Origin of the sequence: Arthrobacter sp. Ld5, from assembly GCF_051172775.1 — a bacterium.
GTDB lineage: Bacteria > Actinomycetota > Actinomycetes > Actinomycetales > Micrococcaceae > Arthrobacter_D.
The window spans coordinates 101,173-115,901 of sequence record NZ_JBPKBO010000017.1 but is presented as its reverse complement, the minus strand read 5'-3'; the positions used below and the strand labels follow the sequence as shown (position 1 = coordinate 115,901).

General features: G+C 69.3%; 14 protein-coding genes. 5 read left to right on the top strand and 9 right to left on the bottom strand.

The features are described 5' to 3' along the window. The first annotated feature begins 316 nt into the window (after positions 1-316). Positions 317-844 carry an inner membrane protein YiaA gene (gene yiaA, locus ACSGDB_RS08400; RefSeq protein WP_434994104.1) on the top strand — a complete coding sequence of 176 codons (528 nt, stop codon included), beginning with the start codon at positions 317-319 and terminating at the stop codon, positions 842-844. A 133-nt stretch (positions 845-977) separates the two neighbouring features. Here the strand turns inward: yiaA and ACSGDB_RS08395 are convergent, their stop codons facing one another. From ACSGDB_RS08395 to ileS, 5 genes are all read right to left on the bottom strand, one after another. Further along, positions 978-1,943: an aldo/keto reductase gene (locus ACSGDB_RS08395; RefSeq protein ID WP_434994103.1), complete on the bottom strand. Its 966-nt coding sequence runs from the start codon at positions 1,941-1,943 to the stop codon at positions 978-980. Positions 1,944-2,008: 65 nt separating this feature from the next. After that, entirely contained in the window at positions 2,009-2,425 is a 417-nt protein-coding gene (gene ndk / locus ACSGDB_RS08390) for a nucleoside-diphosphate kinase (protein WP_434994102.1), read from the bottom strand. 76 nt (positions 2,426-2,501) lie between these two features. Then, a complete protein-coding gene (locus tag ACSGDB_RS08385; RefSeq protein WP_434994101.1) occupies positions 2,502-2,948 on the bottom strand; it encodes a DUF4233 domain-containing protein in 447 nt (148 codons plus the stop codon). A 9-nt stretch (positions 2,949-2,957) separates the two neighbouring features. Continuing rightward, entirely contained in the window at positions 2,958-4,370 is a 1,413-nt protein-coding gene (locus tag ACSGDB_RS08380; protein ID WP_434994100.1) for a bifunctional folylpolyglutamate synthase/dihydrofolate synthase, read from the bottom strand. Then, positions 4,363-7,671 (bottom strand): isoleucine--tRNA ligase, encoded by a 3,309-nt coding sequence (gene ileS / locus ACSGDB_RS08375; protein WP_434994099.1) that lies wholly within the window; start codon positions 7,669-7,671, stop codon positions 4,363-4,365. Before ileS ends, ACSGDB_RS08380 begins: the two co-directional genes overlap by 8 nt. A gap of 393 nt (positions 7,672-8,064) precedes the next feature. Between ileS and ACSGDB_RS08370 the strand changes: the two genes are divergently transcribed. Then, a complete protein-coding gene (locus ACSGDB_RS08370) occupies positions 8,065-9,393 on the top strand; it encodes a cytochrome P450 (protein WP_434994098.1) in 1,329 nt (442 codons plus the stop codon). 9 nt (positions 9,394-9,402) lie between these two features. On the opposite strand, the gene ACSGDB_RS08365 is transcribed toward ACSGDB_RS08370, so the two are convergent. Further along, a complete protein-coding gene (locus tag ACSGDB_RS08365) occupies positions 9,403-10,197 on the bottom strand; it encodes an SDR family oxidoreductase (protein ID WP_434994096.1) in 795 nt (264 codons plus the stop codon). An 80-nt stretch (positions 10,198-10,277) separates the two neighbouring features. Here ACSGDB_RS08365 and pstS point away from each other — a divergent pair, with 80 nt between their 5' ends. Continuing rightward, the gene (gene pstS / locus ACSGDB_RS08360; RefSeq protein WP_434994095.1) at positions 10,278-11,423 is read left to right on the top strand and encodes a phosphate ABC transporter substrate-binding protein PstS; all 1,146 of its coding nucleotides are present in this window, start codon (positions 10,278-10,280) and stop codon (positions 11,421-11,423) included. A gap of 108 nt (positions 11,424-11,531) precedes the next feature. On the opposite strand, the gene ACSGDB_RS08355 is transcribed toward pstS, so the two are convergent. From ACSGDB_RS08355 to ACSGDB_RS08345, 3 genes are read right to left on the bottom strand one after another with little or no spacing between them, the layout of a single operon-like run. Then, complete coding sequence (locus ACSGDB_RS08355) at positions 11,532-13,016, bottom strand: NAD(P)-binding protein (protein ID WP_434994094.1); 1,485 nt, start codon at positions 13,014-13,016, stop codon at positions 11,532-11,534. Next, positions 13,009-13,224: an FAD-dependent oxidoreductase gene (locus tag ACSGDB_RS08350; RefSeq protein ID WP_434994093.1), complete on the bottom strand. Its 216-nt coding sequence runs from the start codon at positions 13,222-13,224 to the stop codon at positions 13,009-13,011. The genes ACSGDB_RS08355 and ACSGDB_RS08350 overlap by 8 nt, the downstream gene beginning before the upstream one ends. Before the next feature lie 49 nt (positions 13,225-13,273). Then, positions 13,274-13,735, bottom strand: a complete 462-nt coding sequence (locus ACSGDB_RS08345; RefSeq protein ID WP_434994091.1) for an arsenate reductase ArsC — start codon at positions 13,733-13,735, stop codon at positions 13,274-13,276. A 102-nt stretch (positions 13,736-13,837) separates the two neighbouring features. Here ACSGDB_RS08345 and ACSGDB_RS08340 point away from each other — a divergent pair, with 102 nt between their 5' ends. Together ACSGDB_RS08340 and ACSGDB_RS08335 are read left to right on the top strand one after the other, a co-directional pair. Continuing rightward, on the top strand, positions 13,838-14,203 hold the full coding sequence (locus tag ACSGDB_RS08340; protein WP_434994089.1) for an ArsR/SmtB family transcription factor: 366 nt from the start codon (positions 13,838-13,840) through the stop codon (positions 14,201-14,203). Positions 14,204-14,288: 85 nt separating this feature from the next. Then, positions 14,289-14,723, top strand: a complete 435-nt coding sequence (locus ACSGDB_RS08335; protein ID WP_434994088.1) for a low molecular weight phosphatase family protein — start codon at positions 14,289-14,291, stop codon at positions 14,721-14,723. Positions 14,724-14,729: the final 6 nt, after the last annotated feature.

The window sequence follows — 14,729 nt, the reverse complement described above, 5'->3', positions numbered from 1 at the left end:
GTCACCGGCGGCCTGACTTTCACCAACGAACGAGCAATCGGGATGCGGATTTTTCCGACTCTGACCATCGGATCGCACCTCGGGAAGGAGACGCCGCTGGAGCGTGCGGTCGGCGACGCCTTCAGGGCAGGTGATCCTGAAGGGTTGCTCCGCTCCGGGGGGCCGGAGTTGTCCGTTATCGTGTCGGCGCCATCGGCGTCGTGATCGGTCGCCTAGTGTGGTCGGACGAATTGGAAACGTTTCTCATCGATTCGGACGTTCGAACAAGCCCTCGCTGGACACGGACAAGGTGTCGAGTCGAATTACAGGAGAGCCCATGGCTGAATCAAAGCATGTCCCCCAAAGACCCACTGGGGCTTTCATCGGCGCCAGCTGGTGCGCGTTGATCATCGGAGTGTCGTCCTATCTCGTCGGGCTCTGGAATGCGACGAGCATGGAGCTCAACGAGAAGGGCTACTACTTCACGATCCTGCTTTTCGGACTGTTCGCCGTGATCTCGATCCAGAAGACGATCCGAGATCGAGCTGAAGACATTCCGGTCACGAATATCTACTACGGCGTGGCATGGTTCTCCGTTGTCGCGTCGATCTCGCTCCTGGTGATCGGCCTGTGGAATGCCGATATGCTTCTGTCCGAGAAAGGCTTCTACGGTCTCGCCATGCTGATGTCCCTCTTCGGAGCAATTACCGTTCAGAAGAACGTGCGGGACATGGCCGCATTCGCCGAGGTCGAGAAGACTGAGAACCCGAAGCGCAAGCTCTTCTCGGGTCAGGACGATTCTGCTGCAACGCTCGGGTCCAATACCCGCGCCACCTCCACTCCGATCCCTGGCCGGCCAGAGTGAGTTCGAGTCCGATGAAGGACTCCCTCGGCGGTACCGACCACCAGCCCGGCCGCGCCGGAAGCCTCAGCGTGCAGCGCCTGCCGGGCGACGCCACGCCCTAGCCGACCCGCGTACCGGCCCGGACTGGCCGGGATCAGGCCGCGGGGCGTGGGAAGATCGCGTCCAGCGCGGCGAGGTCCTCCTCCGACGGCGTCCAGTCGGCCGCTGCCGCGTTCTGCCGCACCTGCTCCGGCGTCGTGGCACCGGCGATCACCGATCCGACGGACGGCTGGGCGGCGAGCCACGAGAAAGCCACCCGCACCTCGGTCAGATCCCGTTCCGCGGCGAACGCGGAGAAGGACTCCAGCTGGTCCCAGTCGGCGGTCTCCAGGAGGTTCCTGCGGGAGTGGGTGAGCCTGCTGCCGGCGGGCACCTCGTCCCGCCGGTACTTCCCGGTGAGCAGGCCGTTGGCGAGGGGGAAGTACGGCAGGACGCCCAGACCGTAGGACTCGACGGCGGGGACCACCTCGCGTTCGAGGCGGCGGTCCAGCAGATTGTAGGGGTTCTGCGCCGAGATGAAGGGCGTGTACCCGCCGCTGCGCGCCGTGAACTCGGCCTCGGCGATCTGCCAGCCGGCGAAGTTGGAGTGCCCGAGGTAGCGCACCTTGCCGCTCGTCACGAGGTCGTCGAGGGCGGCGAGGGTCTCCTCGAGGGGCGTCTGCGGGTCCGGCACGTGGTACTGGTAGAGGTCGATCCACTCGGTGCCGAGGCGCCGGAGCGAGGCCTCGACCGCCCGGATGATGTAGCGGCGGGAGCCGCGGGCACCCCAGTCGGGTCCGTTGGCGCCGGCCATGTCGAGGCCGAACTTCGTCGCGAGGACCACGTCGTCGCGGCGGCCCCGCAGGGCCTTGCCGAGCTGCACCTCACTGACGCCGGGCTCCCTGCCGTAGGCGTCGGCGACGTCGAACAGGGTGATCCCGGCATCGATCGCCGCGTGGACGACGGCGTCGGTGCCCTCCTGCGACTCGGAGGTGGTGCCGGCGCGGCCCAGGTTGTTGCAGCCAAGCCCGACGGTGGAGACGCTGAGCCCCGAGGAGCCCAGTCTGCGATAGGTCATCATGCCCCTAACCTACCAAGTCAGTTGCCCCAGGCACATGACCCGGGGCAACAACGTGCGGGATGGCGTCAGGCGAACCAGATGCCGATCTCGCGCTCGGCGGACTCGGCGGAGTCGGATCCGTGCACGAGGTTCTGCTGCACCTTGACGCCCCAGTCGCGTCCGAAGTCGCCGCGGATGGTGCCGGGGGCGGCCGTCGTCGGATCGGTGGTCCCCGCGAGCGAGCGGAAACCCTCGATGACGCGCTGGCCCTCGAAGACCGCGGCGACGACGGGGCCGCTCAGCATGAACTCGACGAGCGGTTCGTAGAAGGGCTTGCCGACGTGCTCGGCGTAGTGCTCCTCGAGCAGGGCCCGGGTGGCGTGCACCTGCTTGAGTTCGGCGATGGTGTAGCCCTTCGCCTCGATCCGGGACAGGATGGCGCCCGTCAGGCCGCGGGACACGCCGTCGGGCTTGACGAGGACAAGGGTGCGCTCAATGCTCATGGGGGACTCCTGGGGGGGTGGGGGTGCGCCGTCGGGGACGGCACGGATGGAACAGCTGGTACCGGGTTCGACTCTACTAAAGCCCCTGCTCCTCGGGGTTCGCCTTCTCCCACTCGGCCTGCAGCCGGTCCCGCTCCACGTTCTCGCGGTCCACGCGGATCCCCTGCCGGATCCCGTACAGCCAGGTGAGGGCGAACGCGAGGCCGACGACGAACATGACGGGCTCGACGAAACCGCCGGCGATGAGGACGAGTTGGAGGATCCACCCGAGTGCGATGCCCCACTTCTTCGTCAGCACGGCGCAGGTGAGCACCAGGACCAGGCTGAGGAGGAGTCCGGAGGTCAGGATGAGCGCCGGGGAGATCTCGTCGCGGCGCAGGCCGAAGACCGCGAGCGTCGCAAAGAACACCACGAAGGCCTCCAGCACGAGGACCGTCGAGGCGAACAGGACCTTCGTGGACCGCCGCTTCTTCGGCATCCCCGGCCGCCACTCGCGCTGAGCCTTGGTCATGCGTCGTGCCATGGGGTGGGCCTACTTCCCGAGGAGGGTGCGGGTTTCCCCGACCACCGTGATGGATCCGGTCACGAGGATGCCTCCGGAGAGGTCGTTGTTCTCCTCGGCCTTCATGACAGCCCACTCCAGGGCGTCGTCGAGCCCGGGGAGGATGGTGATGTTCTCCTCCGCGAACCCGGCCGCCAGGGCGGGCTGGAGGAGGTCCGCGGCGGGCACCGACCGGGGCGAGGTGGACTGCGTCAGGCAGACGTCCTCGAGGATGCCGCCGAGCTCCTCGTGCAGTTCGGCCAGCATGCCCGCCACGTCCTTGTCCTGGAGCGCCCCGATGACGAGGACGAGTCGGCTGAAGTCGAACGCCTCGTTGATACCCCTGGCCGCGGCACGCGCCCCGGCGGGGTTGTGCGCCGCGTCGACGATGATGCTGGGCGCGGTGCGGACCACCTCGAGCCGGCCGGGTGAGGTGACCGCGCGCAGCCCGTTGCGGACGAGCTCCGTCTCGAGTTCGCGCTCACCCCCGCCGAGGAACGCCTCGACGGCGGCGACGGCGACGGCCGCGTTCTCCGCCTGGTGTTCGCCGTGGAGGGGTACGAGCAGCTCGCCGTACCGGCCGGCGAGACCGGTGAGGGACACCACCTGGCCGCCGACCGCGACCGTGCGCGATTCGACGCCGAACTCGACGCCCTCGAAGCGGAACTCCGCCCCGACCTCGCGGGCCCGCTCCAGGAGGACCTGCGCGGCGTCGCGGGGCTGGATGGCACTGATCAGCATGGCGCCGGGCTTGATGATGCCCGCCTTCTCCAGGGCGATGTCCTCGACGGTGTCGCCGAGCAGCTCGGTGTGGTCGAGGGAGATCGGAGTGACGACCGCCACCTGCCCGTCGCCGACGTTCGTGGCGTCGGTGATCCCGCCGAGCCCCACCTCGATGACGCCGACGTCGATCGGCTCGTCCGCGAAGATCGCGAACGCGAGGACGGTGACGCATTCGAAGTAGGTCAGGCGGGGTTCACCGGCGGCGAGGAGCTCGCCGTCGACGATGTCGAGGTAGGGCTTGATCTCGTCCCAGACCCGGACGAACGTCTCGTCCCGGACGGGCTCGCCGTCGATGCTGATGCGCTCCGTGACCCGTGCGAGGTGCGGACTGGTGAAGCGGCCGGTCCGCAGGTCGTGCGCCAGCAGGATGCTCTCGATCATGCGCGCGGTCGAGGTCTTGCCGTTGGTCCCGGTGATGTGGATGATCGGGAACGCCCGGTTGGGCTCGCCGAGGATCTCCATCGCCCGGTGGAGCGGCGCCATGCGTGGCTCCATCCGGTTCTCCGGGGCACGGCCGAGGAGCTCGGCGTACACGCTCTCGACCGAGAACGCGTCCAGCGCGGCGCTGCTCCCCGAGCCGTCGGCACCGCCGGTGGCGTCGGCGCCCGTCCTGTCATCCATGCTGCTGCTCCTGCTTCTCGACGGTGATGGTGAAATCGTCGCCCGCGTCGGGGACGGCCCTGATGTGCAGCTCGAGGGTCAGGGTCTCCCCCTTGATGAGCTCCGCGTTCGCCTCGAGCGCGCCGACCTGACCGGCAGCGACGCCGACGGTCGTCCGGATGCGGTCGCTGATGTCGAGGCCCGCGTCCCGGCGTGCCTGCTGGATGGCGCGGACGGCGTCGCGGGCCGTCCCCTCCGCGGCCAGTTCGGGGGTCACTTCGGTGTCCAGCACCAGGAAGCCCCCGCCCGGCAGGACGGTCACCGCCTTCGAGGCGGCGTCGTTGCCCTCCACCACCGTGTCGAGGGTGTACTCGTGCGGCTCGAGGGCGAGGCCGCCCGCGGTGACGCCGCCGTCGTCGTCGACCTGCCAGTCCCCGGACTTCGAGGCCTTGATGGCGGTCTGGACGTTCTTGCCCAATCGCGGTCCTGCCGCGCGTGCGTTGACCACGAGGCGCTGGGTGATGCCGAACTCGGCGGGCTCGGCGTCGACCGCGTCGACCAGGCGCACGCCCTTGAGGTTCAGCTCGTCGGCGATGATCGTCGCGTACTGCCCGGAGAGGTCCGCGGCACCGGGCGCGACGACGGTGAGCTCCCGCAGCGGGAGCCTCACCCGGAGGTTCGCGGCCTTGCGCAGGCTCGATCCCACGGAGCACACGGACCGGGTGCGGTCCATCTGCTCCACGAGGTCCGGCGCGGCGGGGAACGACGTCGCCTCCGGCCAGTCGGTGAGGTGGACGGACCGGCCGCCGGTGAGTCCGCGCCAGATCTCCTCGGTGACGAGGGGAAGCAGCGGGGCTGCCACCCGGCAGACGGCTTCGAGGCAGGTGTAGAGGACGTCGAAGGCCTCGGTGTCCTCGTCGAAGAAGCGCTGGCGGCTCCGGCGCACGTACCAGTTGGTGAGGGTGTCGAGGTAGCGGCGCAGGGACTCGCAGGCGTCGCTGATCGTGAAGGCGTCGAGCGCCCCGGTCAGGTCGCGGACGAGGTTCCCCGTGTTGGCGAGGATGTAGCGGTCGATCGGCTCACTGAGGAGCGCGGCCGCCTCCGGCGTCACGGTCTTCGCCTCGTAGCCCTCGCCGCCGTGCGCCGCGTTGGTGTAGAGGCTGAAGAAGTGCCAGACGTTCCACAGCGGCAGGATGACCTGGCGGACGCCGTCGCGGATGCCCTGCTCCGTGACCACCAGGTTGCCGCCCCGGAGGATCGGGGAGGCCATGAGGAACCAGCGCATGGCGTCCGAGCCGTCGCGGTCGAAGACCTCGGACACGTCGGGGTAGTTGCGCAGGCTCTTGGACATCTTCTGTCCGTCGGAGCCGAGCACGATCCCGTGGCTGATGACGTTGCGGAACGCAGGCCGGTCGAAGAGCGCGGTGGACAGGATGTGCAGCATGTAGAACCAGCCGCGGGTCTGTCCGATGTACTCGACGATGAAATCAGCCGGGTTATGGGTGTCGAACCACTGCTCGTTCTCGAACGGGTAGTGCACCTGCCCGTAGGGCATGGACCCGGAGTCGAACCAGACGTCCAGGACGTCCTCGACGCGGCGCATGGTGGACTTCCCGGTGGGGTCGTCCGGGTTGGGCCGCGTGAGCTCGTCGATGAAGGGCCGGTGGAGGTCCACCTCGCCCTGCTTGTTCACGGGCAGGCGCCCGAAGTCCGCCTCGAGCTCGGCGAGCGAGCCGTACACGTCGGTGCGCGGGTACTCGGGGTCGTCCGACTGCCAGACGGGGATGGGGCTGCCCCAGAAGCGGTTGCGGCTGATGGACCAGTCACGCGCGTTGGAGAGCCACGTGCCGAACTGACCGTCCTTCACGTTGCCGGGGATCCAGGTGATGTCCTGGTTCAGTTCCACCATGCGGTCGCGGATCTTGGTCACCTCGACGTACCAGGAGGACACGGCGCGGTAGATCAGCGGGTTGCGGCAGCGCCAGCAGTGCGGGTAGCTGTGGACGTAGCTGGACTGGCGCACCAGGCGCCCCTCGGACTTCAGGACGCGCGTGATGTGCCGGTTGGCGTCGAAGACCTGCTGACCCACGATCTCCGCGAGCGGACCGGCGCCGAACAGGGGCAGGAACTTCGCCCCCTCGTCGACCGAGAGGATCACCTGGATGCCGGCCTCCTCGCAGATCTTCTGGTCCTCCTCGCCGTACGCGGGCGCCTGGTGGACGAGGCCCGTGCCGTCCGTCGTCGTGACGTAGTCCGCGACGAGGATGCGGAAGGCGTTGCGGTAGCCGCCCTCCTCGGGGTCCGCGAGGTAGTCCCACAGCGGCTGGTAGGTGAGGCCCGCGAGCTCCGTGCCGCGGTGGCGGGACACGACGGCGTCACGTGCGGCGGCGGCGTCGGCGAATCCGAGGTCCTTGGCATAGTTGCCGAGGAGCTCCTCGGCGACGAGGTAGCGCCCGAGCGCCTCCTCGTGCACGCCCTCGACGACGACGTAGCTGATGTCCGGTCCGACGGCGAGCGCCGCGTTGGTGGGCAGGGTCCAGGGTGTGGTGGTCCAGGCGAGGGCCTGCACGCCGGCGAGCTCCTGCGAGAGGTCGGAGTCGCCGGCCAGGAGCGGGAACGTGACGGTGACCGTCTGGTCCTGGCGGTCCTGGTAAACGTCCTCGTCCATGCGCAGCTCGTGGTTGGACAGCGGCGTCTCGTCGTTCCAGCAGTACGGCAGCACGCGGTACCCGCTGTAGGTGAGGCCCTTCTGGTGGAGGGTCTTGAACGCCCAGAGGACGGACTCCATGTACTCGGGGTTGAGCGTCTTGTAGTCGTTGTCGAAGTCGACCCAGCGCGCCTGGCGGGTCACGTAGTCCCGCCACTCCCCCGCGTACTTCATGACGGACGCGCGGGAGGCGTCGTTGAACTTGTCGATGCCCATGGCGAGGATCTGCTGCTTGTCGGTCATGCCGAGCTGCTTCATCGCCTCGAGTTCGGCAGGCAGGCCGTGCGTGTCCCAGCCGAAGCGCCGTTCCACCCGGCGCCCGCGCTGGGTCTGGTACCGCCCCACGAGGTCCTTGGCGTAGCCCGTGAGGAGGTGGCCGTAGTGCGGCAGGCCGTTGGCGAACGGCGGTCCGTCGTAGAACACGAATTCGTTGGAGCCGTCGACGCCGGCGTCCCGCTGGTCGATGGATGCCTGGAAGGTGCCGTCCTCCTGCCAGTACCGGAGGACGCGCTCCTCGAGCTCGGGGAAGCGCGGCGATGCACTGGTTCCCACGGAGGGGGTGCCGCCGTCGTCGGGCGACACTGCTTTGGGGTAGATCTGCGGCATGGGTCTCATCCTGTGTACGGCGGCGTCGGGTGGTGCAGGAGTCCTGCCGTGAGGACGGACCCTGGTGCCCGCCACCGGTTGCCTGACCGGCCGCGAGGGTCCAGGACCCGCGGTACCACCTCACTTGCCGCCGTCGTCCGCCGTGCCGCTCGTCGCGGTCGTGCGGGCCGGGGCCGCCGCTCGTTTCCAGGCTGTGACGGGCTCCCCGTCCGGTTCTACGGGCCGCCTGACGGGAGGCGGCCTTTCTTCCGGAAGCTCGCCGGTGATGGCCGGGTCTGCGCTTGTGGTCCCAGTCTATCGCGGCGCCGAAATCGTTGTCGAAAGCGCCCCAGCACGTCGGCACCGCCGGTGCATGCCCCGATCCACGTTGTGGTGGACGGCGCGGCTTGGCAGGGTGGGAGGATGACATCCCCCGCCCTGCCCACCGCGTCCGCCGCGGACACCGCCCGGTTGCTTGTCGGCGTGCTTCTGCCGACCATCGTGAAGGGTCCCATCATCCGCCGGCCCTGGGCGGTAGGGCTCGCCGCGCGCCTCGACCTCGACACCAGGGCGGTGGGAATCGTGAGGTCGGTCCACGCGAAGTACCCGGCCGGTCCGTTGATGCTGAGGCTGCCGGTCCGGAAGCAGGCGATCGTCCTGGCGCCGGAGGACGCCGACGCCGTGCTGACGCAGTCCCCCGACCCGTTCACACCGGCCAGCAGTGAGAAGCGGGCGGCGCTGTCCCACTTCGAACCCGCGAACGTCCTGATCACGCGAGGGCCCCTCCGGACGGTGCGCCGTGCCCTGCAGGAACAGGTCCTGGACACGGACCACCCCGTGCACCACCTCGCGGACCGGTTCGTCCCCGTCGTGGAGGAGGAGATGCGTGAGCTGCTGGCCGAGGCCGCCCGCAGCGGGTCCCTGCCCTGGGACGACTTCCTCGACGCCTGGTACCGGGTGGTGCGGCGCGTGGTGTTCGGCGACCACGCGCGCGAGGACACGGACCTCACGGACATGGTGATCCGCCTGCGCAAGGACGGCAACTGGGCGTTCCTGAAGCCGGTGCGGAAGAAGACGCGCCGGCGCCTCCTGGCGCGGATCACCGAGGAGCTGGCGAACGCGGAGCCGGGAAGCCTCGCCGCCGTGATGGCCGCCGCGCCGAAGGGCGACGGCGCCGAGCCGGCCGACCAGGTGCCGCAGTGGCTCTTCGCGTTCGACCCCGCCGGCATGGCGACGTTCCGCGCCCTCACCGTGCTCGCCACGCACCCCGACGCGATGGCCGCAGCGCGCCGCGAGATCGACGGCGACACCTCGGGACGCCGGCTCCTGCCCTATCTGCGCGCCGCCGTCCTGGAATCGCTGCGGCTGTGGCCCACCACGCCGATGATCCTCCGTCAGAGCGTGCGGCCCGTGCAGTGGGAGCAGGGTCTGATGCCGGCCGACTGCGGCGTCCTGGTCTACGCTCCGTACTTCCACCAGGACGAGCGATCGCTGCGCAGCGCGCACAACTTCTCTCCCGAGCGCTGGCTGACGGAGGAGGACGACGGCTGGCCCCTGGTCCCCTTCAGTGACGGACCGGTGGTCTGCCCGGGGAAGCAGCTCGTGCTGCTCGTGACCAGCGCGGCCCTGGCAGCACTGGTGGCCGGGCACGACTTCCGGGTGGAGGAGGGGCAGGCCCTCGATCCCGAGCGGCCCCTGCCGGGCACCATGGACAACTACAGCGTGCGGTTGGGCGTCTCCCCCCGGGCCTGACTGTCGGCCTCAGGCCCGGAGGACCTTGTGGTTGGCCGCCTGCGCGAGCGGCCGGAGGACCAGGTGATCGACGTTCAGGTGGTGCGGCGCGTTGAGCGTGAAGGCGACGGCGGCGGCCACGTCCTCGGCGGTGAGGGGGTACGGGACGCCCGCGTAGACCTCGTCGGCGGCACCCTGGTCGCCGCCGAGCCGATTGAGGGAGAACTCCTCGGTGTGCACCATGCCGGGGGAGACCTCGATGACGCGGACGTTGTGCTCGGCCTCCTCGAGGCGGAGCGAGCGGGCCATCGACTCCTGGGCCGCCTTGACGCCGCAGTACCCGGCACCGCCCTCGTAGGCTGCGAGCGCCGCCGTGGACGTCAGGAACACGACGCTGCCCTGGCCGCCGTCGCGCAGCGCCGGGAGCAGCGCGCGGGTCACGCGCAGGGAGCCGAGCACGTTCACGTCGTACATCCAGGTCCAGTCGGCCGTCCTGGCGTCCGCCACCCGCTCCGTCCCGAAGGCCCCGCCGGCATTGTTGACCAGCGCGTGGACGGGCCCTCCCGTCGTGACCTCGGACGTGAAGGCGTCGACGGAGGCCTGATCGGTGACGTCCACCGCGATCGGTGTGGCGCCTGTCTCCTCCGCGAGCGCGCGCAGGCGGTCCATGCGGCGGGCGGCGGCCACGACGTCCCAGCCGTCCCGGCGGAGGGCGCGGACGGTCGCGGCGCCGATCCCCGAGCTGGCGCCGGTGACGATCGCACGGAGGGCGGTGGGGGCTGGGGCTGCGGGGGCGCCGAGCGGCGCGCGGGAGGTCCGGGTCATGGGCCCACTGTAGTTCGAAGCGCAGCACCCGCCCCGTCCACGGGTCCGGGGTCGGCCGTGCGCGATGGAATACTGATGGGATGCGTACCTCACGTCAGCACCCCGCCCCTGCCTCCCGGCGTCAGCATCGCTTCCTGGCCCTGACGGGGCTGACCGTGTCGACGATCCTGCTGACCGGCTGCGGTTCCGACTACCCGCTCGGCGAGGAGCAGCGTCGCGCTGCGGAGCAGAACACGTCGACGCTGGAGGGCACGCTGACCGGCGGCGGGTCGACGGCGCAGAACTCGGCGATGACGGCGTGGCGCGCGGGTTTCAGCGCCCTGCATCCGGACGTGCAGGTGCAGTACGCGTCCGTGGGCTCCGGTGCCGGCCGCGCCGGCATCATCGAGGGCGCCACCGAGTTCGCAGCGTCGGATGCGTACCTGCAGGACGAGGAGATCGAGGACGTCCAGGCGACGTGCGGGCCCGGAGGGGCCATCAACATCCCGGCCTACATCTCCCCCATCACCATCGCGTTCAACCTGCCCGGGATCGAGACCCTGAACGTCGACGCCGAGACCATCGCGCGCCTCTTCCGCAGCGAGATCACCCGGTGGGACGATCCCGCCCTGCAGGCGTTGAACCCCGGCGTGGACCTTCCGGACCTGCGCGTGACGGTCGTGAGCCGGTCGGACGATTCGGGGACGACGGAGAACTTCACCGAGTACCTCCATGACGCCGCCCCCGAGGTGTGGACCGACGACCCCGACGGGTCGTGGCCGGGGAGCCTGCGGAACGAGAACGCGCAGGGCAACACGGGAGTGGTCAGCACCGTCGTGCGCACGGAGGGTGCGATCACCTATGCGGATGACTCCCTCGTCGACGAGACGCTCGGCAAGGGCGTGCTGAAGGTCGGTGAGGAGTTCGTCCCGGTCAGCGCGTCCGCCGCGGCCACGGCCGTGTCCGTCGCCCACCGGGTGGAAGGCCGCGGCGAACACGACATCGCCCTCGAGCTGGACCGGACGACGACGGAGCCGGGCGCCTACCCGCTGGTCCTCGTCTCGTACCTGATCTACTGCTCGAGCTACGCCGACGCCACGGCAGCGGAACTGGTGAAGACCTTCGGCCTGTTCGTGGTGAGTCCGGAGGGCCAGCGGATCGCGAGTGATTCCGCGAAGAGCTCGCCCATGCCGGCGGAGCTCGCACAGGAGGCCCAGGAGGCGATCGACTCCATCTCGGTCTCCTGATCGCCGTCCCGTAGGACCATCGGGCGGCTCTGCTGGTGGTTCCGGCGATACTCCTGCAGGGTCTGCCGGGTGCCTGACGCCGACCGACTCGCGCGCTGTCCTTCCTGCTCAGTAATCGGGGTCGCCGGATCGGCCGTGGACCGTGCCGGTGGGGATGCCCACCATGACCGGTTGCGGTTCGGGCGCGGAGCAGCACCCAGCAGCACCAGCATCCGTCGCAGCTGCTGCGTCACCTGTTGCGCCGGTCCCGCAGGACGCACCAGCGGCCGTAGTGGTTGCGGCGGATGTCATCGCGGCGGGGGTGTCGCACGAGCCTCCGAGGTCGGTGCTGCACACCCCGGTTTCGGGGAGCTCGAGCTGCAGGCGTGACGCGGCGTCGAGGTCACCGGCGATCGCGGCGGCCACGGAGCGGACCTGCTCGTACCCGGTGGCCAGCAGGAACGTCGGGGCCCGCCCGTAGGACTTCATGCCGACCAGGTAGAAATCCTTGTCGGGGTGGGCGAGGACGTCGGCGCCGTGGGCAGGGACCGTGCCGCAGGAATGGAATTCCGGGTCGATCAGGGGTCCGAGCGCGCGCGGTGCCTCCACGGCAGGATCCAGGTCCAGGCGCAGTTCGCGCAGCAGGTCGAGGTCCGGCCGGAATCCGGTGGCGGGGACGAGGACGTCGACCTCGATGGTGCGGGGGCCGTCCGGCGTGGAGGCGGTGACGGCCAGACCCGTGTCGGTCGTGTCAAGACGGGTGATGGTGAAGTCGGTGACGAGCTCGACGACTCCGTCGCTGACGAGGGTGCGCAGGCGGCTGCCGAGCTGCCCGCGGGCGGGCAAGCCGTCGAGGTCTCCCCCGCCGTAGAGTTTCTGCGCGGATCCGCTAGCCCGGACGGCCCAGAGAATGCGGGTGCCGGGTTCGTTCCTGGCGACCTGACCGAGGTTGATGAGCGTATTCGCGGCGGAGTGGCCGGCTCCGACGACCATGACGGTCCTACCCGCGAACCGGTCGCGTTCGGTTCCGACGACGTCGGGCAACGCGGTGGTGACGAACGCGGATGCTGCATCCTCCCCTGGCGCTGGCAGGCCGGCCTGGCCGAGGGGGTTGGGCTGGTTCCAGGTGCCGGAGGCGTCGAGGACGGCGCGCACGAGGTGATCGGTGGTGCCCTCGGGGCTGGTGACCCGGACGAGGAAGGGCGTGGTGTCGCGGCCCTTCGTACGGGTCTTGTCAATACCCAACCGGGTGACCGCGGTGACGGTGCTCTTGAAGTGCAGCGTCTCCCTGATTACGGGGACGGCGGCGAGGGGTTCGAGGTAGGCCTCGACCAGCTCCCGCCCGTACGGGAGAGCGGTCTGTCGGGGCTCGACCCAGCCGGTAGGTTCCAGGAGGCGCCGGGCGGCGGGGTCGATGTTGTACTGCCAGGGCGAGAACAGGCGGATGTGCGCCCACTGGCGGACAGCGGCTCCGACGCTGTCGCCCTGTTCGAAGACGATCGGGGTCAGGCCCTCCTCGAGCAGGTGCGCGGCTGCCGACAATCCGATCGGTCCGGCGCCGATCACGGCGACGGGCAGTTCAGCGAGTTCCGGGGTGATGGGGGTGTCAGACATGGGCGTTCTCCTCGATGAGAGCGGTGGCGATGTTGGGGGCGTCGACGACGATGTAGCCCTCGTCGTCGAGGGTGAGTTCGACGGTGGCCGCGTCGTCGTGGTCGACGACGCGCGGTGCCAGGCCCGCGCGGGCCGCGTAGATTGCCGCCGTGTACCCGGCAGGACCGGAACCGACGATGATGATTTTCTCCTGCAGTGGGGCCGTCATGACGGTGCCTTTCGATTCCTGGGAACGCTGAGCGACGATGAGGTGCGGGTCAGGCGCGCGGGGTACTGGCGCTGGTGGTGGGCAAGAGTTCGCTGATGAGCTGCTGGATGCGGCCCTTGATCTCGTCCCGGATTGGCCGGACGGACTCGACGCCCTTGCCGGCCGGGTCCTCGAGGACCCAGTCCTCGTACCTCTTGCCCAGGAAGTACGGACACTCGTCCCCGCACCCCATGGTGACGACGACGTCGGAGGCCTTCACGGCTTCGGTGGTGAGGATCTTCGGGGTCTCCGCGGTGATGTCGATGCCCTCCTCCTTCATGGCTTCGACGGCGGCGGGATTGACCTGATCGGCGGGCTGTGACCCGGCGGAGAGAACCTCGATGCGCCCCTCGGACAGATGGTTCAGGTACGCGGCCGCCATCTGCGACCGTCCTGCGTTGTGGACGCAGACGAAGAGGACCGACGGCTTCTTCTGCTCGGTGGTTGCTGCAACGGGTGCTTCGGCGCTCATGGGGATCCTTCGTTCGTCATCTGGGGCTAAACATCGACTGGCTTCGATATCGAGTATGCGGAAGGATATCGACGATTGTCAATGTGTGGGTATGCTGGGTGCATGACGACGATCTCCCAGCCCGGAACGGTTCCCGCAGCACTCGATGGGGAGCGCTGCTGCGTGCCGTCCGGGGCGGCTGCGATGAGCGCGGAGCGGGCCGAGGCGTTGTCCAGGCAGTTCAAGGCGATCGCCGACCCGAACCGGTTGCGCCTGGTCTCGTTGATCTCGTCCACTGCCGAGAACGAAGCGTGCGTCTGTGACCTCACCGAGCCGCTGAGCCTCGGGCAGCCGACGGTGTCTCATCATCTGAGGATCCTCGTCGACGCGGGGATCCTGCACCGGGAGAAGCGCGGCGTGTGGGCGTACTTCTCCATCGTGCCCGGAGCCTTGGACGCCCTCGCCGGCGTCCTCACCGAACCCAGGTAACACCCCAGCAGCCTCCCGGACCCTGCGTGATCCGGGCCCGGTCCGGTTCGTGCCTGACCCCTGCTTCACTCCCCACCAACCAGAAGTGAGTACCCCTGTGAGCTTCAAGGCCGACAAGCCCTCTGTCCTGTTCGTCTGCGTGAAGAACGGTGGCAAGTCCCAGATGGCTGCCGGTCTCATGGACAAGGTCGCCGGCGACTCCGTGACCACCGCGTCGGCCGGATCGAAACCCGGGTCCGCCGTGAACGCCCTCTCCGCGGAGGTCCTGGCCGAGGTCGGCGTCGACATCAGCCACAACGTCCCCCGCCAGATCACCGACGAGGACCAGCAGCACGCCGACGTCGTCGTCATCCTCGGCGCCGAAGCGCAGGTCGACGAGGTCGAAGGCACTCTCTACGAGCGGTGGAAGACGGACGAGCCCAGCGAACGCGGAATCGACGGGATCGAGCGGATGCGCCTGGTCCGCGACGACATCCTCGACCGTGTCATCGCCCTCCACGCGAACCTCACCACCCGCTGACCCCAG